Source organism: Sutterella wadsworthensis 2_1_59BFAA (assembly GCF_000297775.1).
GTDB classification, from domain to species: Bacteria; Pseudomonadota; Gammaproteobacteria; order Burkholderiales; family Burkholderiaceae_F; genus Sutterella; species Sutterella wadsworthensis_A.
On record NZ_JH815514.1, the window covers coordinates 217,952 to 238,570 of the forward strand.

At 61.5% G+C, this 20,619-nt stretch carries 15 protein-coding genes; 9 read left to right on the forward strand and 6 right to left on the reverse strand.

What is annotated here, in order from left to right; all coding sequences use genetic code 11:
* Positions 1–103: 103 nt before the first annotated feature.
* From HMPREF9465_RS03120 to hydF, 8 genes are all read left to right on the forward strand, one after another.
* Complete coding sequence (locus HMPREF9465_RS03120; RefSeq protein WP_051008975.1) at positions 104–1,450, forward strand: penicillin-binding protein activator; 1,347 nt, start codon at positions 104–106, stop codon at positions 1,448–1,450.
* Between the two features lie 16 nt (positions 1,451–1,466).
* The gene (locus tag HMPREF9465_RS03125; protein ID WP_005434069.1) at positions 1,467–3,293 is read left to right on the forward strand and encodes an ATP-binding cassette domain-containing protein; all 1,827 of its coding nucleotides are present in this window, start codon (positions 1,467–1,469) and stop codon (positions 3,291–3,293) included.
* A gap of 159 nt (positions 3,294–3,452) precedes the next feature.
* A complete protein-coding gene (locus HMPREF9465_RS03130) occupies positions 3,453–5,282 on the forward strand; it encodes an AMP-dependent synthetase/ligase (RefSeq protein ID WP_005434071.1) in 1,830 nt (609 codons plus the stop codon).
* Positions 5,283–5,396: 114 nt separating this feature from the next.
* Positions 5,397–6,713, forward strand: a complete 1,317-nt coding sequence (locus tag HMPREF9465_RS03135; protein WP_005434073.1) for a coproporphyrinogen III oxidase family protein — start codon at positions 5,397–5,399, stop codon at positions 6,711–6,713.
* 464 nt (positions 6,714–7,177) lie between these two features.
* A complete protein-coding gene (locus HMPREF9465_RS03140) occupies positions 7,178–8,536 on the forward strand; it encodes a [Fe-Fe] hydrogenase large subunit C-terminal domain-containing protein (RefSeq protein WP_005434075.1) in 1,359 nt (452 codons plus the stop codon).
* A gap of 22 nt (positions 8,537–8,558) precedes the next feature.
* Complete coding sequence (locus tag HMPREF9465_RS03145; protein WP_005434077.1) at positions 8,559–8,915, forward strand: iron hydrogenase small subunit; 357 nt, start codon at positions 8,559–8,561, stop codon at positions 8,913–8,915.
* Positions 8,908–9,576 (forward strand): cytochrome b/b6 domain-containing protein, encoded by a 669-nt coding sequence (locus tag HMPREF9465_RS03150; RefSeq protein ID WP_005434078.1) that lies wholly within the window; start codon positions 8,908–8,910, stop codon positions 9,574–9,576. Before HMPREF9465_RS03145 ends, HMPREF9465_RS03150 begins: the two co-directional genes overlap by 8 nt.
* Positions 9,577–9,704: 128 nt before the next feature.
* The gene (gene hydF / locus HMPREF9465_RS03155) at positions 9,705–10,937 is read left to right on the forward strand and encodes a [FeFe] hydrogenase H-cluster maturation GTPase HydF (protein WP_038006338.1); all 1,233 of its coding nucleotides are present in this window, start codon (positions 9,705–9,707) and stop codon (positions 10,935–10,937) included.
* Between the two features lie 71 nt (positions 10,938–11,008).
* On the opposite strand, the gene HMPREF9465_RS03160 is transcribed toward hydF, so the two are convergent.
* The 6 genes from HMPREF9465_RS03160 to HMPREF9465_RS03185 form a co-directional block, all read right to left on the reverse strand.
* Entirely contained in the window at positions 11,009–12,613 is a 1,605-nt protein-coding gene (locus HMPREF9465_RS03160) for a peptide chain release factor 3 (protein WP_005434082.1), read from the reverse strand.
* A gap of 125 nt (positions 12,614–12,738) precedes the next feature.
* A complete protein-coding gene (locus HMPREF9465_RS03165; protein WP_005434083.1) occupies positions 12,739–15,000 on the reverse strand; it encodes a Tex family protein in 2,262 nt (753 codons plus the stop codon).
* 60 nt (positions 15,001–15,060) lie between these two features.
* The gene (locus HMPREF9465_RS03170; RefSeq protein ID WP_005434084.1) at positions 15,061–15,525 is read right to left on the reverse strand and encodes an AtaL-like protein; all 465 of its coding nucleotides are present in this window, start codon (positions 15,523–15,525) and stop codon (positions 15,061–15,063) included.
* A 42-nt stretch (positions 15,526–15,567) separates the two neighbouring features.
* Positions 15,568–16,662, reverse strand: coding sequence for an amino acid ABC transporter permease (locus HMPREF9465_RS03175; protein ID WP_005434085.1), 1,095 nt, complete (start codon positions 16,660–16,662; stop codon positions 15,568–15,570).
* A gap of 10 nt (positions 16,663–16,672) precedes the next feature.
* Positions 16,673–17,848 (reverse strand): amino acid ABC transporter permease, encoded by a 1,176-nt coding sequence (locus HMPREF9465_RS03180; RefSeq protein ID WP_005434086.1) that lies wholly within the window; start codon positions 17,846–17,848, stop codon positions 16,673–16,675.
* Positions 17,849–17,941: 93 nt separating this feature from the next.
* On the reverse strand, positions 17,942–18,964 hold the full coding sequence (locus HMPREF9465_RS03185) for an amino acid ABC transporter substrate-binding protein (protein WP_005434087.1): 1,023 nt from the start codon (positions 18,962–18,964) through the stop codon (positions 17,942–17,944).
* Positions 18,965–19,258: 294 nt separating this feature from the next.
* On the opposite strand from HMPREF9465_RS03185, the gene HMPREF9465_RS03190 reads away from it, so the two are divergent.
* A complete protein-coding gene (locus tag HMPREF9465_RS03190) occupies positions 19,259–20,590 on the forward strand; it encodes a hemolysin family protein (RefSeq protein ID WP_005434088.1) in 1,332 nt (443 codons plus the stop codon).
* Positions 20,591–20,619: the final 29 nt, after the last annotated feature.

The following is a 20,619-nucleotide window of genomic DNA, read 5'->3' on the forward strand; positions in this document are numbered from 1 at the left end:
GTCCGTCCTTCCATTTGCCCGACAGTTGTTCAGAACTTTAATCATAAGCTTACCGATTGTAAGCGTTGCTGCGACGACTTCGGTTGATGCTACGGATTCCGGGGTGGTCGTCCTTCCTCTGGGCCCTGCATACGCCACCGAAACGGCCGACACCCGGGTTCCTGCCGAACCCGTCGAAAGCACGGCACCCGTCATGACAGAAGGCGAGGCCACCCGCCCCGTCACCATCGCCATGCTGATGCCGTCCGACGAATCTCCGTTCCTTCCCGCCGCACGCATTGTGGGCAACGGTCTGCTTACGGCAAGCCGTGTCAGCGGCCGCAACGCCAACATCATGTTGATCGAAGCGCCTGAAAGCGTTCCCATCAACGAGATGATAGACACCGCCGTCTTCTCCGGCGCCGACGTCGTCGTCGGACCGCTCCAGAAGGATCAGGTGGAACAGCTCTCCAGGGAAAAGAATCTTCCGATTCCCATCGTAACCCTCAACTATGCCGCGACGCCCGACGAAGAGATTTCGCCCAACATGCTGATGCTCTCCGTCGCGACTGACCTTGAAGCCGAGTACATCGCACGTCAGGCTGTGAAGGCGCTGCCTGAAGAGACAGCCGCAGGCCTGCCCCCGAAGGTGCTCATCCTCACGACGGACAAGCCGTGGGAAAAGCGCCTGAGCGAAGCGTACATGAAGGTTCTGAATCTTTCCGGCGTCCAGTATGAGGTCTTCACGGTCACGATGGATAACCTGCAGGATCTCCAGGACAAGTGCCGTCCCGAACTGAGCCAGGAGGAACGCTACAAGTTCAACCGCATGGCTGCAACGGCCGACAGCGAAAGAGCCCGCAAGCAGGTCCACGAGGCGCAGCGTGCCCACGCGGCCGTTGCCGCCCCCCCGTATCACTCCGTCCTGCTCGCACTCGACGCCAGGGATGCCGGTCTGGTTCGCAGTCGTTTACCCTTGCGCACAAGCGTTTGGGCGACATCGACCACCAATCCCGGTGATCCGAAGACAAGTTCGAGCGCTTCTGCGCTTGCCTTTGACCTGAACCACGTTGTTTTTGCAGAATGTCCCTTTATTTTGCGCTATGACAACGAGAGCTTTGAGGCCAAATTTCAGACCGCCCTGCCCTATTCCATGCCCGCCAAGCGTCTCTTCGCACTCGGGCTTGACGCCTATCAGGTTGCTGAAGACTGGGCTCATGGCAGGAAGGCTTTCGAAATCAGCGGCGAAACCGGCCAGCTGACCGTCCACCGCGACCTCAGCGCCCAGGTCGTTCGCACCCCCGCCTCCTTCGAGATCCGCTCAGGCGAGCTGGTCGACACTGCCGTCGATTCCGAAGTCCCGGATGAAACGGCCGCCGAAGGAGAAGTGGAGCCTAACATGGGAGCGCCTGAACCCATCGAGCCCGAAGTGCTTCAGGAAGACGACACGACGCAGAACAGCAATATTTAAATAGAACAAACGGAAAATGCCGCTTATCACCCTGATGAACGCCCACGCCGCCTGGGGCGACCTTCCGCTTCTTGACGATGCGGACCTCTCCATCGAACCCGGCGAACGCGTCGGTCTGATCGGCCGCAACGGCACGGGCAAGAGCACCCTGCTCTCCATCCTTGCGGGCCACACGCATCTCGACGACGGCGAACTGCGCGTGCAGGACGGCCTGCGCGTGCTGTACGTCGAGCAGGAGCCCGTCCTGCCTGAGGCAGCCAATGTCAAGGAAAGCCTCATCCTGCGCGGGAAGCTTGACAAAATCGAGGATGAGCGCGAGCACTGGCGTCGTCTGGCCAAGCTGGACGAGTGCCTGATGAAGTTCGAGCTCGATCCCGAGCGCTCGGTCGCCCGCGTGAGCGGCGGCGAGCGCAAGCGTGCGGCTCTGGCGCTCGCCTTTGCCCTCGAGCCAGATCTTCTGCTTCTCGACGAGCCGACGAACCATCTGGACATCGTCGCCATCACGACGCTCGAAAACCTCGTCAACGCGGAATTCCGCACCCAGCGCTCGCTTGTCGTCATCACTCACGACCGTCAGTTCCTCGACAACGTCTCGAGCCGCATCATCGAGCTTGACCGAGGCGTCCTCCGCTCCTATCCCGGCAAGTTTTCCGAATACGAAAGCCGCAAGCAGGAAGAGCTTCAGGCCGAAGAGCTGGCCAACCGCCGCTTCGACAAGTTCTGGGCTCAGGAGGAAGTCTGGATCCGCAAGGGCATCGAAGCCCGCCGCACCCGCAATGAGGGCCGCGTGCGACGCCTCGAAGAACTCCGCCGACAGCGTGCCGCCCGCCGCGACCGCATGGGCAGCGTCAACCTCAAGATCGACGCAGGCGAGAAGAGCGGCAAGATCGTCTGCGAAACGACGGACCTCTGCAAGTCCTTTGACGAACGCTCGATCGTCAGCAACCTCAACTTCAAGCTCATGCGCGGCGACCGCCTCGGCCTGATCGGTCACAACGGCGTCGGCAAGAGCACGCTGATCAAGCTCCTGCTCGGCAAGGTCGAGCCTGATTCGGGCTCCATCAAGCTCGGCACGAACCTGCAGGTCGCTTATTTCGACCAACTGAGGGAACAACTCGACTTAAGCAAGACCGTCGCCGAAACGATCTCCCCAGGTTCCGAGTGGGTGGAGATCGGCGGCCAGAAGAAGCACATCATCGCCTACATGGGTGACTTCCTTTTCCCGCCGCGACGCGTGAACGTGCCCGTGAGCTCGCTCTCCGGCGGCGAACGCAACCGCCTGCTGCTCGCCCGCCTGTTCGCCCTGCCCGCCAATCTCCTCGTGCTCGACGAGCCGACGAACGACCTCGACATCGACTCTCTGGAGATGCTCGAACAGACGCTTGCGACCTACCCCGGCACGATCATTCTCGTCAGCCATGACCGCCGCTTCCTCGACAACGTCGTGACAGAGGTGCTCGCCCCTGAAGGCAATGGCCTCTGGCGCGAATACGTCGGCGGCTATTCGGACTGGCTTCAGCAACGTCCCGAACCCGTCGAACCTGCCGCACCCGCCGCTCCGCAGCCCAAGGCCGCAGCCAAGCCGCGCCCGCGCGACAACAAGATTCGAATGAGCTACAAGGAAACGCAGGAGCTCGAACGCCTACCCAAGCTCATTGAAGACCTTGAGGCCGAACAGGCCGCCCTGATGGAGGCGATGAGCGCCCCCGACTACCACACGAAGTCCGTTGAGGAGCTTCGCAAGGACGCCGAACGCGCCAAGGCGATCGAGGATGAAATCGCTTCCAGTTACGAGCGCTGGGAGGCGCTCGAGGAAAAGCGCCAGCTCGCAGAGAATCAATAACGGACGATCCGCTTCGCCGCACGATTGCCAACGCCCCATTAATCTAAGGGTTATCCCTTAAATTAATGGGGCGTTTTCGTGCGTCCGCTTTGATATTTTTAGGGGTGCGATTTTTTTTCAGACCTCACCTGAGAGGCCGTCCATCAGGAGAAAGCCATCGTGCCCGAACAATCGTCTGCCAAGCCGTCCTTTGGCCTTGAGAACTTCACCACGCTCCCCCAGCTTCTGGTCAACAGCGTGGAGCGATACGGCGAGCGGGAGGCCCTCCGACAATTCGACAAGGAAACCAAAAGCTGGCACAGCCTGAGCTACGCCCAGCTGATGGTCCGCGTCATGGAGTGGCGCAGAGCCTACGCCGCCATGAACCTTGAGCGCGGCACCCGCATCGGCATCCTGATGCCCAACAGCATCGACCATGCCTGCGCCGATCAGGCGGCTCTGGCCAACGGCCTCGTTCCCGTGCCCCTGCACGCTATCGACACGCCGGGCGCCAGCGCCTTCATTCTTTCCGACAGCAGGGCGAAGGTCCTCGTCACGAACAAGCTGACGCGCTGGAAGCAGATCAAGGCCGCAGGCGGCGACCTTCAGGACCTGACGGCCGTGATCATCACCGAAGACGAGGTCGACGACGAGACCGGCATGGTCAGAGGCCTCTCCGAGTGGCTTGCCGCAGGCACGCACGTCGTCGAGCTGCCTGAAGGCCCGAAGGAGGACGACCTCGCGGGCATCGTCTACACGTCGGGCACCACGGGCCGCCCCAAGGGCGTCATGCTCACGCACGGCAACATCGTGAGCAACGTGAAGGCCACGCTCGAGTGCGTCTTCCCGCAGGTGGGCGACATCTTCCTCTCCTTTCTGCCGCTTTCTCACACGTTCGAGCGAACGGCAGGCTACTATCTCGCGCTTGCCACGGGCTGCACCATCGCCTACAACCGCTCGGTCCTGCTTCTGGCCGACGATCTCAAGACGATCCGCCCGACGGTGATCATCTCCGTGCCCCGCGTCTACGAGCGCATCTTCGCTCGCGTTCATGACAAGCTCAAGAAGTCCAGGCCTGCGGCCCGCTACCTCTTCGACTGGGCCGTTGAAATCGGCTGGCGCGACTTCTGCCGCCGCAATCATCTTCCCGTGGAGCACACGGGCAGGGCCTGGCTCGACGGCCTGATGCGTCCTCTCGTGCGCAAGGTCTCGTCCACGCTGCTCGACCAATTCGGCGGGAGGCTCCGCATTGCCATTTCCGGCGGCGCCGCCCTCAGCAGCAAGGTCGCCCGCACGTTCTGCGGCCTCGGCCTTCCCATCATTCAGGGCTACGGCATGACGGAAGCGAGCCCGATCATCGCGGGCAACAACCGCACGCTCAATCAGCCCAACACTGTGGGCAAGCCCTTCAACAACGTCGAGGTTCGCCTCGGCGAGGGGGATGAGATCCAGATCAAGGGGCCGAGCATCACTCGCGGCTACTGGAACCGACCCGACGCCACCGCCGACGCCTTTACGGAAGACGGCTGGTTCCGTACGGGCGACGTGGGCGGCTTCAATGAACTCGGCCTTCTGAGCATCAAGGGACGCATCAAGGAAATCATCGTGACGAGTACGGGCGAAAAGGTGCCGCCCGCCGACCTTGAGGCCGCGATCGAAACCGATCCCCTCTTCTCCCAGTGCTACGTCATCGGCGAAAACCGTCCGTACCTGAGCCTCATCACCGTCGTGAATCCCGATGAATGGGCCTCGTTTGCGAAGTCCTGCGGCGTCGATCCCGCCGATCCCGCCAGCCTCGACAATCCTTCCGTGAAGACTGCGGCCCTCAAGCGCGCCAAGACGGCGGCGGGCGAATTCCCGCATTACGCGCTGCCGCGCGCCGTCGTGCTCACGCAGGAGCCTTGGACGATCGAAAACGGCCTCATCACGCCGACTCTCAAGCTCAAACGCGGTCCGCTCTCAAAGAAATTCGCGAACGTCATCGCGCAGCTCTACGCCACGCACGGCTGATCCTGCAGACGGCGGCAGTCGGGAGGCGTGCTTTGCAGGCACGCCTCTTAAGCCTGCGCCCTCCCCGCCTCTTGTACAATGGCGCAACCAAAGTTTTCAGCTATTCCCACACACATGAGCACGACAAGCTACAAACCCCAGCCCAGGGAACTTCTGCCGGAATGGATGATCGGCATGACGGACCGCATCATGGACTTCTACACGAAGCGCTACCTGCACTGCGACCCCGTCATTCTCAAGAATCCGCCACCTCCACAGGACGGACACAAGTACCTGCTGTACGCACACATTCCGTTCTGCCACACCCTGTGCTCGTACTGCACCTTCCACCGCTTCCTCTTCAAGGAGCATGTGGCGCGCGCGTACTTCGTGAATCTTCGCAAGGAAATGGACTACGTCAAGGCCCTCGGCTATGACTTCCATTCCATGTACGTCGGCGGCGGCACGACCACCATCATCGAGGAAGAGCTCATCAAGACGCTCGAGCACGCCCGCAAGCTTTTCCCGTCGATCAAGGAAATTTCCTGCGAAACCGACCCTCAGATCATCACGACGCCGCAGTTCCGCAACCTGAAGGGCCTCGTCGACCGCATGTCGATCGGCGTGCAGAGCTTCAACGACGACCTGCTCAAGCTTTCCGAACGCTATGAGAAGTTCGGCTCAGGCGAACAGATCTTCGAGCGCCTGCAGTATGCCCAGGAACTCTTCCCGACCTGCAACATCGACATGATGTTCGGCTTCCGCGGCCAGACGCTCGACATGCTGCACGAAGACATGGAGAAGATCTGGAAGCTCAATCCGCGTCAGGTCACGACCTACCCGCTCATGGTCACGTCCCAGACCCGCAAGAGCGTGAAGAACGTCATCGCCGCCAGCGGCAACCAGCTTGCCGACCAGTACCGCGTCATTCTCGACACGCTCGGCTCGCGCTACAACCACCTGACGTCCTGGACGTTCGGCCGTACGCACGACGAAGGCTTCGACGAATACGTGGTCGACTATGACGAGTACCTCGGCGTGGGTTCCGGCGCGTTCAGCTTCCTCAACGACAGCCTCTACGTCAATACGTTCAGCCTGCGCCGCTACAACGAGCGAATCGCCGCCGGCAACACGGGCGTGGAACGCCGCCGCCAGTTCGACAAGCACGCGATCCTCCAGTACCGACTGATGCTCGGCTTGTTCTCCCACCGCTTGTCCCGCAAGTACTTCCGCGAAGTGCACGGCGTGAATCTCGACCGTACGCTCATGAAGGAAATGCTCGCGCTGCGCGTGGCGGGCGCCATCAAGGACGACCCGAACGATCCGGACAACATCATCGTGACCGACGGCGGCAAGTTCCTCGGCCTCGTCATGATGAAGGCCTTCTACTCGGCCATGGACAACGTTCGCGCCGAACTGCGCCAGCCCCTGAAGGAAGAGGACTACTCCTGATCCGGCTGAATCGGCCGCCCTCAGAGCCCGATCTTCGCGAATCCCTTTGAACAAAGGCCCCGAAGGATGAAAATCCCTCGGGGCCTTTCTGTTTCAAACGACCGAAAGCTCCACGGCACAGGCCTCTTGAAGGCTTAAATTAGACTGAGTGTAAGCAAGACCGAACGCCGATTGACAAATGTTAACGATTTGCGGTTTTTCCTACGTTTTCGTCAAAAACTACCCTATCAGGATTAGCGACTACTACTTTTAGGTAGATTACATTAGCGGTTAACCCCTTAAAATGCGAAGCGTGTTTCACCGTGAGCGCCCGGGTCTTGCTGTACCCGTCGCTTTCGTTTCAAAAAATTCAGCACGCCCGAAACCGTTCTTGTCATCCCCCGAGCACTGCGTCTCACAGTCTCTGGCAAGGACGTGCAAGGCAAGGAGCTTCCTGAGTTCCGCTGATTCTGGAGAGTTTTTCAATGTCCAACAATACGATCAAGGTTCGTACGTTCAACCCCGGCGCCGGCGCCTACGGGGAGGACGGACCCGCCTACCAGGGTAATCTCCGAAAGGGAGAACTCCGCGGCATCATCCACATCAACAAGGAACACTGCGTCGGCTGCGACACGTGCTCCAAGTTCTGCCCTGTCAACGCCATTGAAGGCGGCCTCGGTGCCAAGCACCACATCATCGAAGACGCCTGCCTTTACTGCGGCCAGTGCCTGATCGCCTGCCCGTTCGACGCCATCGAACAGATGAGCTTTGTCGACCAGGTCGAAAAGGTTCTCGCCGACAAGTCCCGCCTCTGCGTCGCCCATCCGTCTCCCGCCGTCCGCGTCTCCATCTGCGAAGAATTCGGCGGCAAGCCCGGCGAACTCACTACGGAACAGCTTTCCAACGCCCTCGAAGCCGTCGGCTTCCAGGTCTACGACTGCAACAGCACGGCTGACCAGACGATCCTTGAAGAAGGTACGGAATTCGTCAAGAAGGCCCGCTACTGGCTCCTCGGCGAACGCAGCGAAGAAGTGAACGAAATGGCCGAACATCCGTTCCCGCACTTCACGTCCTGCTGCCCGGCTTGGGTCAAGAACATGGAAACGAACCATGCCGACCTGATCCCGCACGTCTCCACCGCCAAGTCCCCGCTCCAGATGGGCGGCGCCCTTGCCAAGACCTGGGGTGCCAAGTTCCTCTGGAAGTGCGACCCGCGCAAGATCTTCTTCGTCTCCGTCACGCCGTGCACGGCCAAGATCTTCGAAGCCGCTCGTCCGGAAATGAACCAGGGCTGGCACTGGGCCAAGGAACAGGGCATGATCCCGGCCGACGCTCCGTCCTATCAGGACATCGACGCCTGCCTTACGGCTCGTGATCTCGCCGAACTCTTCCGTCGCAAGGGCGTCAACCCGCTCAAGATGGACAAGAAGCGCGAACGCGGCACGCTCGAAATCTACACCGGCGCCGGCACGATCTTCGGCGTTTCCGGCGGCGTTATGGAAGCTGCCCTGCGTACGGCCTACTTCGTCCTCTCCGGCGAAGAGCTCAAGAACGCCGACATCGAAATCGTCCGCGGCCACAACAACGCCATCGTTGAAGCCACGATCCCCGTTCCCATCAAGGCCAAGGGCGGCCAGACCGTCGACATCCGCATCTGCGTTGTCAACGGCGCCAACCAGGGTCTCGAGGAAGTCCTCCATCGCGTTCGCCTCGACAAGAACCGCTACCACTTCATCGAAGTGATGAACTGCCCGGGCGGCTGTGTCAACGGCGGCGGCCAGCCGGTCCAGCCGGTCGGCACCGCTTGGCTCAACCCGACGCTTCCGCTCCCGCTGCGTGCCTAATTTTTTCGCAAGGAATTAGATAATGTTCTCTGAAAATTACGACTACGCCGAGCGTCCTGCTGCCTTGATCCTGGGTCGCCGCGGTTTTCTTAAGGTCACCGGTCTCTGCGTTGCCGCCGTTGCTGTCTGCGGCTACGCCATCGGCGACCTCGTTGCCCGTCGTGGTGTGATCATCAAGGCCCGTCAGGCTGGTCTCTACAAGGACGACAAGCTCTGCCAGGCTCTCGGTCTGACGTCCTCCCACCAGAACCCGACCGTGATGCAGATCTACAAGGACTTCGGTGCCAAGCCCACCGATCACCACATGCACGAACTGCTCCACACCCATTACTATCCGCGCACGATGCTCGCGTCCCTGACGGAGGCCAACCATGGCTAACAATCGCATTCTTCGTTTCCACGCCCCTGACAAGGTGTTCCACTCGGTCAACGCGATCACGTGGTTCGCCCTTCTCTTCACCGGCGTTTACGTCTACTTCTGCGAACCGGAAGCCGCCTGCGCTGAAGCCACGATGCTCGCTCACCTGATCCTGGGCGTCGTGTTCACGTTCAACCTTCTGGGCTTCATCGTGCTCGCTCCGGACCGTTTTGCCCTCATTCTCCGCGCCTGCCTTGAATGGGACCGCAACACGATCTTCTGGTTCCGCAACTTCGGCGGCTATCCGCGCCGCTTCTTCAAGATCCCGTTCGGCCCGGTGGAAGTTCCGCCGCAGGGTCGCTACAACGGCGGTCAGAAGGCTTCCTACCTCCTGTTCATGGGCATGATTGCCGCCCTGACGGTCACGGGCTGGATGCTCTGGATCGGTGCTCCGCTCCTCGGCAAGGCCGTGTTCCTCTGGACGTTCTACTTCCATGTCTGGGGTTCCATCATCGTCTCCGTGCTGGTCGTCTGCGCCCACATCCCGCTTGCTCTGCTCTCCATGGAGCACTTCAAGGGCATCTGGCGCCTCGGCCCGGGCACCATCTCTGTTGAAGCTGCTGAACATCACGCTCCGCTCTGGTTCGAACGTGACGTCATCCGCACCAACATTGAAAAGTAAAAATCACGCGGATCGCCTGATCTGCAATGTGATATAACGGAAGGCAGTCCTCCGGACTGCTTCTCCGACAAGACCGGATAAGCATGCTTGTCCGGTCTTTTTTTGCCCCTGCGGACTTGAAAAAAATCATGGTTGAAACCCCCAAAGGCCTTCGCCTTCACATCGGCCTCTTCGGCAAGCGCAATGCCGGCAAGAGCTCTCTCATCAACGCACTGACCAACCAGAAGATCTCTATCGTCTCCGAAGTCGCCGGCACCACGACCGACCCCGTTGAAAAGGCGTGCGAACTCGCGCCGATCGGTCCCGTCGTCTTCATCGACACGGCGGGCGTCGACGATGTCGGCGCTCTCGGACTCGCCCGAGTCGAACGCACCAGGGCCGTGCTCGAATGGGTCGACATCGCGCTTGTCGTCGCCAACGCCAGGGACTTCGATGAGTGTGAGAGCGACCTTGTCGAACACCTGCGCAAGCTCGGCACACCCGCCGTCCTCGTCATCAACAAGAGCGACCTCCACCCTGCCGATGAAGCCTTCATGACGCGCATGCGCGCCTACGGCATCCCCGTCGTGCTGACCGACGCTGAAACGAAAGCAGGCATCGCGGACCTCCGCAAGGCCATCATCGACCTCGCCGCAAACCGCATTCCCAAAGACCGCGCCCTCGTGGGCGACCTCGTTCAGGCGGGCGACACCGTCGTTCTCGTCACGCCGATCGACACAGGCGCCCCCAAGGGCCGTCTGATCCTGCCGCAGGTGCAGGCTATCCGCGAGCTTCTCGACGCTCATGCCAAGTGCCTCGTCGTACAGCAAGACCGCGTGGCCGAAAGCATCGCCGAGCTCCGCCACCCGCCCAAGCTCGTCATGGCGGACTCCCAGGTCATCATGGACGTCGCCGCACAGACGCCGGAGGACATTCCGCTCACCACCTTCTCGATCCAGATGGCCTACTCCAAGGCCGACGTCATCGAAATGGCCCGCGGCACCGCCGCGCTTGCCTCGCTTGAAGACGGAGACCGCGTGCTCATCTGCGAAACCTGCAGCCATCACCCGCAGAAGGACGACATCGGCCGCATCAAGATTCCCCGCTGGCTTCGCCAGAAAACGGGCAAGGACCTCCAGATCGAAGTGGCCGTCGGCAAGGACTTCCCCGTCGACCTGACGCCCTACAAGGTCCTCATCCAGTGCGGTGGCTGCGTCGTCACGCGACGCCACATGCTCATGCGTCTGCGCGCCGCACATGCACAGAACGTGCCCATGACGAACTACGGCCTCACCATTTCGTACCTGCAGGGCGTGCTCGAGCGCGTGCTGCTCTGCCACCCCGAAGCCCTCAAGGCCTACAGGGACGCGCTCACGAAGTAAGGCACCGCAGAAAAACAAACGGCATCCGAATGCATTCGGATGCCGTTTTGTTTTTCAAGTGCCTATCAGACTCAGTCGAACGTCTGCTGCATTTCGCGCGTGGTGTGGAACACCACCTGCGGCCAATGCTTCATCGTCGTCTCAAGGTTGTAGATCGACGTGGCAAGGTACACCGTGTTGCCGTTGACGTCGGTCGCAAGACGGGCGTCCTGCTCCTTGCAGAAGTCCTTGCGGGTCTGCTCGTCGGGGAACGAGAGCCAGCGGGCCGTGGAGACGTCGGTCGACTCGTAGATGGCGTCAACCTTGTACTCCGTGGCAAGGCGCTGGGCCACGATTTCAAACTGAAGCTGACCGACGGCACCCAGAAGGATGTTGCCGAACTCGCCGGTGAAGACCTGAATGGCGCCTTCTTCGCCGAGTTCCTGCAGGCCCTTCTGAAGCTGCTTGGCCTTGAACGGGTCTTTGCTTCGGGCGGCGCGGAAGAGTTCCGGCGCAAAGCTCGGGATGCCCGTGAAGCCGAGCTTCTCGCCTTCGGTAAGTGTATCGCCGATGTGGAGCTGGCCGTGGTTGTAGATGCCGATGATGTCGCCTGCAACGGCGTCCGTCATCACGACGCGGTCCTGAGCCATGAAGGTCAGGGCGTTCGGGATCTTCATGTCGCGATTCTCGCGTACGTGGAAGACCTTCATGCCCTGCGAATAGCGGCCCGAGCAGACACGGAAGAACGCAATGCGGTCGCGGTGACGCGGGTCCATATTGGCTTGAATCTTGAAGACGAAGCCCGAGAACGGCGCCTCGGTCGGCTCGATCTTGCGGACGCCGGCATCACGCGGCTGCGGCGGCGGAGCCCACTGCACGAGAGCGTCAAGAACGTCCTGCACGCCGAAGTTGTTCACACCGGAACCGAAGAAGACGGGGCTCTGCTCGCCCGCAAGGAACTTCTCGATGTCGAACGGTTCGGTCGCACCCTGAACGAGTTCGACGGACTCGCGCACGTACGGCATTTCCATCGGGAAGAGACGGTCAAGCTCGGGATTGTCGAGCCCTTCGATCATCTCCTGATCACGCGAGAGACGCTCCTCGCCGGCCGTAAAGCGCACAAGACGGTTCTTCAGCAGCGAGAAGACGCCGCGGAAGGTCTTGCCCATGCCAATGGGCCAGGTGATGGGCACGCACTGGAGCTTGAGCACGTTCTCGATTTCGCCGATCACGTCGAGCGGATCGCGCACTTCGCGGTCGAGCTTGTTGATGAACGTGATGATCGGCGTCTTGCGCATGCGGCAGACTTCGAGAAGCTTGATCGTCTGGGCTTCCACGCCCTTGGCGGCATCGATCACCATCACGGCGGCATCGACGGCGGTCAGCACTCGGTACGTGTCTTCAGAGAAGTCCTCATGGCCCGGGGTGTCGAGCAGGTTGATGACGTGATTGTCATAGTGGAACTGCATCACCGAACTCGTCACGGAAATGCCGCGCTGCTTTTCGACTTCCATCCAGTCGGACGTGGCGTGACGGGCAGCCTTGCGGCCCTTGACGGCGCCGGCCATCTGAATGGCGCCGCCGAACAGAAGGAGCTTTTCCGTGAGCGTCGTCTTGCCGGCGTCAGGATGGGAAATGATGGCAAAGGTGCGGCGCATTTCGACGTCGCTGACCAATGCGGGGTTGGGACTCGTCATAACAGAGAACGTTCTCTTAACGTAAATTCAATGAAAATCGGCTCTTCCGCCGAACTGTTCGACGGAAAAGCCGATCATTTTAACAGAGAGCAGAGGATGCTTCAGCCGAATTGCGGCCAGAACCTCTACCTGCGGAGCTTGGCAAACGCAGCGGCCATGGCGCCCTGCGATGGCGCGGCGGAGCGCGTGTCCCGACGGGCTGCGGGCGCCTGCCTGCGCGCCCCCTCGCTGCGCATGCTGAGGCTGATGCGCTGGCGTGCAAGGTCCACCTCGAGAACCCTGACCTTGACGATGTCGCCCACCTTCACCACATCACGCGGATCGGACACGCGCCGATCGGCTAGATGAGAGATGTGCACAAGACCGTCCTGATGCACGCCGACGTCCACGAAGGCGCCGAAGGCGGCCACGTTGGTCACCACTCCCTCGAGCACCATGCCGGGCTGCAGGTCCTTCATCTCCTTGATGCCGTCGGCGAACTTCGCCGTGCGGAATTCGGGACGGGGATCACGACCGGGCTTCAGAAGTTCGCCAAGAATGTCCGTCACGGTCGGAATGCCGAAGTGTTCGTCCACGAAGTCGCGGGCATGGAGCGAACGAAGCACCGCCGCATTGCCGATCAGCGCCTTGATGTCCAGCCCCGTCTTCTTCAGGATGCGAAGCACAACGGGATAGGCCTCGGGATGCACGGCGGAGGCGTCAAGCGGATCGTCGCCGTCGGGAATGCGAAGGAAGCCCGCCGCCTGCTCGAAGGTCTTGGCGCCCAGCCTGGGCACGGCCAGAAGATCGCGACGGGTGCGGAAGGCGCCGTTGGCGCTGCGGAAGCTGACAATGGCGTTGGCGCGTGCGGGCGAAAGGCCGGCAACGCGGCACAGAAGCGCGGAGCTGGCCGTATTGACGTCGACGCCGACGGCGTTGACGCAGTCCTCGACGACCGCGTCGAGGCGATGCGCCAGCTTCTGTTGGTCAACGTCGTGCTGATACTGACCCACGCCGATCGCCTTGGGCTCGATCTTGACGAGTTCCGCGAGCGGATCCTGCAGACGGCGCGCGATGGAGACGGCGCCGCGGTAGCTCACGTCAAGATCAGGGAACTCGGCCGCAGCGAGCTCGGAAGCCGAATAGACGGACGCTCCCGCCTCGCTCACGACCACGTGCGTGAAGTCAAGCCCCGGATGAAGACGCTTGACCTCCTCGACGAACTCGACCGTCTCGCGGCTTGCCGTGCCGTTGCCGATTGAGACAAGCGTGAGCCGGTGCTGGCGGATGAGTCGTGCAATCGTTGCAACCGCATCCGAACGACGCTCATTGGAGCCGAACGGGAATACAACCGCCGTCGCAAGCAGCTTGCCCGTCTCGTCGATCGCAGCCGTCTTGACGCCCGTGCGAATGCCGGGGTCAAGCCCAAGCACGCGCTTGTGGCCTGCAGGCGCCGCAAGAAGCAGATCGCGCAGATTGGTGCCGAAGACGTCGATGGCCGCGCCCTCGGCAGCCTCGCGCAACCTGTCAAAAACCTCGGCCTCGAGACTGGCGCGGAGCTTGACGCGCCAGGTCCAGCGGCAGCACTGCCAGAGCCAGGCGTCGGCCGGACGCCTCTGGGTTCCCACGTTGAAGTAGGCGGCCGTGCGCTCCACAGGTTGGTCGGGACGCTCTGCGTCAACTTCGAGACCCAGCGTGAGAACGCCCTCCGCCTGACCTCGGAAGGCGGCGAGCGCCCTGTGAGACGGCATTCTGGCAATCGGCTCGCGATAGTCGAAGTAGTCGCGGAACTTGGCGCCCGTCTCTTCCATCCCTTCGACGACGCGGCTCGTCATGGCGCCCTCATTCCAAAGCCAGGCGCGCATGTCGGCGAGCAGCACGGAGTCCTCGCTCATCTTCTCGGCAAGGATGTCGCGGGCGCCGTTGAGCGCAGCCTTGACGTCGGGAACATTCTTCTCGGGGCTGACGAAAGCGACAGCCTCGGTTTCGGGATCCAGTCCGGGGTTCTCGAAAAGCTTGAGCGCCAGCGGCTCGAGCCCCGCCTCACGCGCAATGGCGGCAAGCGTGCGGCGCTTCGGACGGTAAGGGAGATAAAGGTCCTCGAGTCCCTGCTTCGTGTCCGCGGCGACGATCTTCGCCTCAAGCTCGGGCGTGAGCTTGCCCTGGTCGCGAATGCTGCCGAGAATCACCTCGCGACGCTTTTCAAGCTCGCGCAGATAACCAAGGCGTTCCTCGAGAAGTCGAAGCTGCGTGTCGTCGAGGCCGCCCGTCACTTCCTTGCGGTAGCGAGCGACGAAGGGCACCGTGCAGCCGTCGTCAAGCAGGCCGACGGCCGCCGCAACCTGAGCGGGACGCGCCTGAATGTCGGCGGCGATGATCTCGAAAATTATCTGTTCAGTCGTGGTCATGGCTTTCCATGCAAAACAACGGGGACGCCGCGGCGTCCCCGGGAAGCGGATCTCACAATTTTAGGAGAGTTCGCCCTGCGGAATGTTCTTGAGGACCTGCTCGATCAGGGCCCTGTCCTTGGCCTCATAGGCCTGACGGCGCAGCTGTTCGATCATCGGGTTGAGCGCCTCTTCGGGTTCATCGGCTTCATAGATGAAGCGCACGAAAAGGCTGCCCGCCTCGGGCTCCTCGATCTTCATGAGAAAGGTGGATGCGGGCCAGGACTCCCCTGCCTCGACCACGGTCGTCACCGACTCGCCCTCCCTGAGGATCACCTTGTCGCGAAGGCGGAAGCCGCCGCCGAAGCTCACCTCGCGGCCAAGATGCCTCGCCCCCTCAATGAGCCTCTCGCTGAGGAGCTTGCAGCCCTCCATGTGCTCGACGAACCTGTCGGGATGACGGGCGGCCTTCTCAAGACCGTTCCAGAGCTGGTCCCGCGTCACGAACGGCGGGATTTGGATGATGTGTTCATGTACCTTGCGCATGCTGTCTGCCTTTGTTTTTTGATTTTCCGGTTTCGCCGGGGATCACTCGGCGGCGTGTCCGCGGTCCTTTTCGCCCGTCAGATAGACTTCGAGCCACTGGCTGTATCGCGACACGATGAAGCTGAAGAAGAAGTACACGAGGGCGATGAAGACATAGCCCTCAATGAAGTAGCCGCGCCAGAGCGCGTCACCCAGAGCGAGGCGCAGGCTGCCCGTCAGGTCGTACATCGAGACGACCGTCACCAGAGACGTGTCCATGAAGCACGAGAGCAGGCTGTTGACGAAGGCCGGAATGATGGCCACGAGCGCCTGCGGCAGGATCACCGCCGTATAGACCTGTCGCTGGGAAAGGCCGAGCGAGGCGGCCGCGTCGAACTGGCCGCGGGGAATCGTCTGAAGGCCGCCGCGAACGATCTCCGCCATGTAGGCCGCCTGAAAGAGCGCAATGGCGACGGAGATGCGCCAGAACGGATCAATGCGAACGCCTGCAGGCAGGAGAAGCGGGAAGATGAAGGCGGCAACGAAAAGCACCGTAATGAGCGGCACCCCGCGCACGAGCTCGATGTAGCCCGTGGACACGGAGGCAACGGCCGGCATCTTGCTGCGTCGCCCGAGCGCGAGCAGAATGCCGAGCGGCACGGATGCTCCCATGCCCACCAATGTAAGCACAATCGTAAGCGGCAGGCCGCCCCACATGTCGGTGGAGATGCTCTCAAGCCCGAACACGCCGCCGAGCATCAGAATGAAGAAGAAGACGACGGCGGCGCTCCAGAGCATGCCGAGCGTGCGCAGATAGGGCTTGCGCCACATGAACGGAAAGGAGCTCACCACAAGCATGGCAAGCACAATCCCCGTTGCAGCGGCGGCACGCCACTGAAGGTGGTACGGATAGCGTCCGAAGATGATGAGGCGCCACTTCTCGGCGACGAAGCCCCAGCAGGCGCCGCTGCTCTGGCCGCAGGCCTGCACGTCCGGCGTCCAGACGGCGTTGACGAGCCCCCAGAGCACGAGCTTGCCGACTATGAACGCAATGACGGCCGATACGACGACGGTGAACAGGGACGCCATGGGCGAATAGAAGTAACGGCGGCGGATGCGCTGGGAAAGGGAGCCGCTGAACGAACTTTCGGTGATCATGCCGGCCTCCTTACTGCGGGGCCCGCATGATGCGGGCGTTGAGAGCATTCATCACAACCGAGATGACGAGATTGAGCGTCAGATAGACGGCCATGATGATGCAGATGACCTCAAGCGCCTGAGCGCTCACGTTGATCACGGTGTTGCCGATGTTGACGAGGTCGGGATAGCCGACCATCACCGCAAGGGACGAATTCTTGGTGAGGTTCATGTACTGGCTTGCAAGCGGCGGAATCACCAGTCGCATGGACTGCGGGAAGATCACGTAGCTCACGGTCTCGGTCATCGTCATGCCGAGCGCAAGCCCTGCGTCCCACTGGCCTGCCTTGACGGCCAGAACGCCTGCGCGGACGATCTCCGCAATGGAGGCCGACGTGAAGAGCGTGAGGCCGAGCGAGAGCGCGAGGAATTCAGGAGAGATCTGGCTGCCGCCCCTGAGCGCGAAGCGCGTCTGCACGGGATGATCCCATCCCGAGACGACGCCGCAGAGCACCCAGGCGACGATGAAGACGCCTGCGAACACGGCAATGCCGGTCGTGTTGGCCATCAGTCCCGTCATGCGTCTGCGGGCGAAGAAGGCCGATGCGAAGCCGCATGCGGCGCCCGCACCTGCGGCGATCCACATGGCCCATCCGCCCATCAGGGGGGATGCGTACTGAAGGCCGCTCTTCGAGAGGAAGACCCAGTCCCCCACGTGCAGGGCCGTGCGGCCGGCAGGCAGGAGTTCCGTCACGGCTAGATAGACGGCAAGGAGCAGGACCAGAAGCGGAATGTTGCGGTAGAACTCGACGTGCGCCGTGCCCAGAAAGCGGAGCATCGGATGGCGCGAGAGGCGCATGAGGCCCACGACGACGCCGAGCACGGTCGCCGCGATGATGGAGACTGCGGAGACCTTGATCGTGTTGAGCATACCCACCAGGAAGGCTCTGGACATGTGATCCGTATTGGTGAATGGGATCAGCGCCTCACCGATGTCGAATCCGGCGGGATTGCCGAGGAAGGCAAAGCCGCTGTTGATGTGGCGTTCTGCAAGATTGTCCGCCACGTTCATCGAGACGGCGGCAAGGAAGCCCACGAGGATGAGGATCAGCACGGCCTGAATCGTATATTCGCGGCGCTTTCTGGCCTTCTCGCGCTCCTTCCAAGCAGCGTCGCCGTAGATACCAAAAGATTCCCTGGATAGCATGATTTTTTTTTTGACTGACAAAAGGCCCCAGAGCGTCCTCTGGAGCCTTCTGTACTAAACAACGGGCTGCCGGTCGGCAGCCGAGGATGCGGATCAGCGGATCGGCATAGCGTACATCAGGCCGCCGTCCGTCCACAAGCGGTTCAGACCGCGGGGCAGGTTGAGCGGTGTCTTCGGACCGAAGAACTCGGTCCAGGACTCGCCGTAGTTGCCGACCTGCTTAATGATACGGTACGACCATTCCTTGTCGAGACCGATCAGCTTACCCATGTCGTCGCTCTGACCAAGCAGGCGCTGGAGGTTCGGATTGGCGCTCGTCTTGCGCAGTTCGTCGGCATTGGCCTTCGTGATGCCGAGTTCTTCGGCCTCGACCATCGTGTTGAAGGACCAGCGGACGATCTGGAACCATTCGTCGTCACCGCGGCGGACGGCCGGGCCGAGAGGCTCCTTGGAGATCACTTCGGAAAGAATCTCGTACTTGGACGGATCCTGAGCGAGCGTACGCATGCCTGCGAGGTCGGACATGTCGGTCGTGTAGACCTGGCAGCGGCCAGACAGGAAGGCGGACTGAGTGGCTTCGGTCGTGTCGAACACCACCGTCTTGTAGCTCATCTTGTGGGAGTTGAAGTAGTCGGCCAGCGTCTTTTCGGAGGACGTGCCGGACTGGACGCAGACCGTGGCGCCGTCAAGCTCCTTGGCGGTCTTGATGCCGAATTCCTTCGGAACGATGAAGCCCTGGCCGTCATAGTAGGACACGGCCACGAATACGGAACCCTGGCTGGCGTCGCGCGTCATCGTCCAAGTGGTGTTGCGGGCGAGCACGTCGATTTCGCCGGACTGCAGGGCGGTGAAGCGTTGCGGAGAGCTGAGCGGAACGTACTTGACCTTGTCGGCGTCGCCGAGAACGGCGGCGGCCACGGAGCGGCAGATGTTGACGTCGAGGCCGCGCCACTTGCCCTGGCTGTCGGCGCTGGAAAAGCCCGGAGCGGACGTGTTGACGCCGCAGAGCACGTGGCCGCGCTTCTTGACGTTGTCAAGCGTGACGCCAGCGACGGCAGGCATGGCAACGGCACCTGCGGCAAGCAGTGCTGCAACGAACAAAAGCTTCATCTTCATTTCGAGTTCCTTCCTTTCGGGATCGAGTTGTTCTGCCTGTGTCCCGGCACTTCGAGGGAAAGTCGCGGCAGGGCTTCGGGCGTCAATGACCTTAAGTTTACAGACACTCCTGCAAACGCCAAGCAAAATTTGTCCCACATCGAATCATGAACAACCCACCTATTTCGTTCTGCCTAGAAACGCACCTCAAAATGTCGCCAAATCACGCGTTCGCTCACAAAAAGCCTGTAAAGCACAGGGTTTGGCAAATCCTCGTGTTACAATGGCAGACTCTTCAAACTCCCGCTCCGACTTATGTCCGTTTACACAGAGCTGTTTTCCCTTTTCATCCTCGTCTGTCTCAGCGCCTTTCTGAGTTGCGCTGAAATCTCCCTCGCCTCCGCCCGCCGCTCCAGACTCAACGTACTTGCGGACGACGGCGACCGCCGCGCCCGACTCGTCCTCGACCTGCAGGAACATCCCGGCCAGTTCTTCTCCGCCATCCAGATCGGCACGAACGCCCTCGCCCTTCTCGGCGGCGTCGTCGGCGAAGCCGCCTTCTCGCCGTTCTTCAAGTGGTGCCTCTCGTTCGTGTTCACCCCCGAACAGATTCACGGCGTCGACTTCGTCATCTCCTTCGTACTCGCCACGCTTCTCTTCGTGATCTTCGCGGACCTGCTCCCGAAGCGCCTTGCCGTCGCCAAGCCCGAGGAAACGGCCATGACCGTCGTCCGTCCGACCTTCGTCATGATCAAGCTCCTGCGCCCGCTCGTCTTCGTGCTTGAAAAGTTCTCCGACGCGCTGATGCGCTCGCTCGGCTTCTCGACGAAGCGTCAGGACACGATCACGTCCGAGGACATTCTCGCGAGCGTCGGCGCCGCCACGGCCGCCGGCGTGCTTGCTCCGCAGGAGGAAGCCGTCATCCAGAACGTGTTCGACCTTGAAAGCCGCCTCGTGCCCTCGGCCATGACGCCGCGCGAGAACATCGTCTTCTTCACGCTCGACGACCCCGAGGAGGAGGTACGCGTCAAGATCTCTTCCGTCCCGTACAACCGCTTCCTCATCTGCGACAAGGACCTCGACCACATCATCGGCTACGTCGACAGCATGCACATCCTGCGACAGGTCCTCAACAACAAGCCGATCTCCTTCAAGGAGCCCGGCGTCGTCCAGACCTGCCCCTTCATTCCGGACAGCCTGACGCTTTCCGAAGTGCTCGACGTCTTCCAGCGCTCCCGCGCCGACTTCGCCGTCATTCTCAACGAGTACGCCCTGGTCGTCGGCGTCATCACGATCAACGACGTGATGAGCACCGTGATGGGCGAGCTCGTCGTCAACGCTGACGAACTTCAGATCGTCGAGCGTGAGGACGGCACGTGGCTTGTCGACGGCTCCACGCCGATCGACGACCTCGAGCATGCGCTCGACATCGACGAGTTCCCCGAGGACACGACCTACGAGACGGTCGCGGGCTTCATGATGTACATGCTGCGCAAGATCCCCAAGAGGACCGACAAGGTCGTCTGGGCTGGCTACACCTTCGAGGTGATCGACGTCGACAACAACAAGATCGACCAGATCCTCGTGACACGCAACAAGCGCCCCGCGCCCGTCGCCGACGCGGAAGAGCCTGCCAAGGCCGACTAAGGCGCCATTCGTTCCGCCTGAAAAGAAAG

What these genes read in the sequence shown, in the direction of transcription:
- HMPREF9465_RS03175 (WP_005434085.1), bottom strand. Translation starts at nt 16,662, where the DNA reads ATGATCACCGAAAGTTCGTTCAGCGGCTCCCTTTCCCAGCGCATCCGC.
- HMPREF9465_RS03140 (WP_005434075.1), top strand. Translation starts at nt 7,178, where the DNA reads ATGTCCAACAATACGATCAAGGTTCGTACGTTCAACCCCGGCGCCGGC.
- HMPREF9465_RS03170 (WP_005434084.1), bottom strand. Translation starts at nt 15,525, where the DNA reads ATGCGCAAGGTACATGAACACATCATCCAAATCCCGCCGTTCGTGACG.
- HMPREF9465_RS03150 (WP_005434078.1), top strand. Translation starts at nt 8,908, where the DNA reads ATGGCTAACAATCGCATTCTTCGTTTCCACGCCCCTGACAAGGTGTTC.
- HMPREF9465_RS03165 (WP_005434083.1), bottom strand. Translation starts at nt 15,000, where the DNA reads ATGACCACGACTGAACAGATAATTTTCGAGATCATCGCCGCCGACATT.
- HMPREF9465_RS03125 (WP_005434069.1), top strand. Translation starts at nt 1,467, where the DNA reads ATGCCGCTTATCACCCTGATGAACGCCCACGCCGCCTGGGGCGACCTT.
- HMPREF9465_RS03190 (WP_005434088.1), top strand. Translation starts at nt 19,259, where the DNA reads ATGTCCGTTTACACAGAGCTGTTTTCCCTTTTCATCCTCGTCTGTCTC.
- hydF (WP_038006338.1), top strand. Translation starts at nt 9,705, where the DNA reads ATGGTTGAAACCCCCAAAGGCCTTCGCCTTCACATCGGCCTCTTCGGC.
- HMPREF9465_RS03145 (WP_005434077.1), top strand. Translation starts at nt 8,559, where the DNA reads ATGTTCTCTGAAAATTACGACTACGCCGAGCGTCCTGCTGCCTTGATC.
- HMPREF9465_RS03160 (WP_005434082.1), bottom strand. Translation starts at nt 12,613, where the DNA reads ATGACGAGTCCCAACCCCGCATTGGTCAGCGACGTCGAAATGCGCCGC.
- HMPREF9465_RS03185 (WP_005434087.1), bottom strand. Translation starts at nt 18,964, where the DNA reads ATGAAGATGAAGCTTTTGTTCGTTGCAGCACTGCTTGCCGCAGGTGCC.
- HMPREF9465_RS03180 (WP_005434086.1), bottom strand. Translation starts at nt 17,848, where the DNA reads ATGCTATCCAGGGAATCTTTTGGTATCTACGGCGACGCTGCTTGGAAG.
- HMPREF9465_RS03135 (WP_005434073.1), top strand. Translation starts at nt 5,397, where the DNA reads ATGAGCACGACAAGCTACAAACCCCAGCCCAGGGAACTTCTGCCGGAA.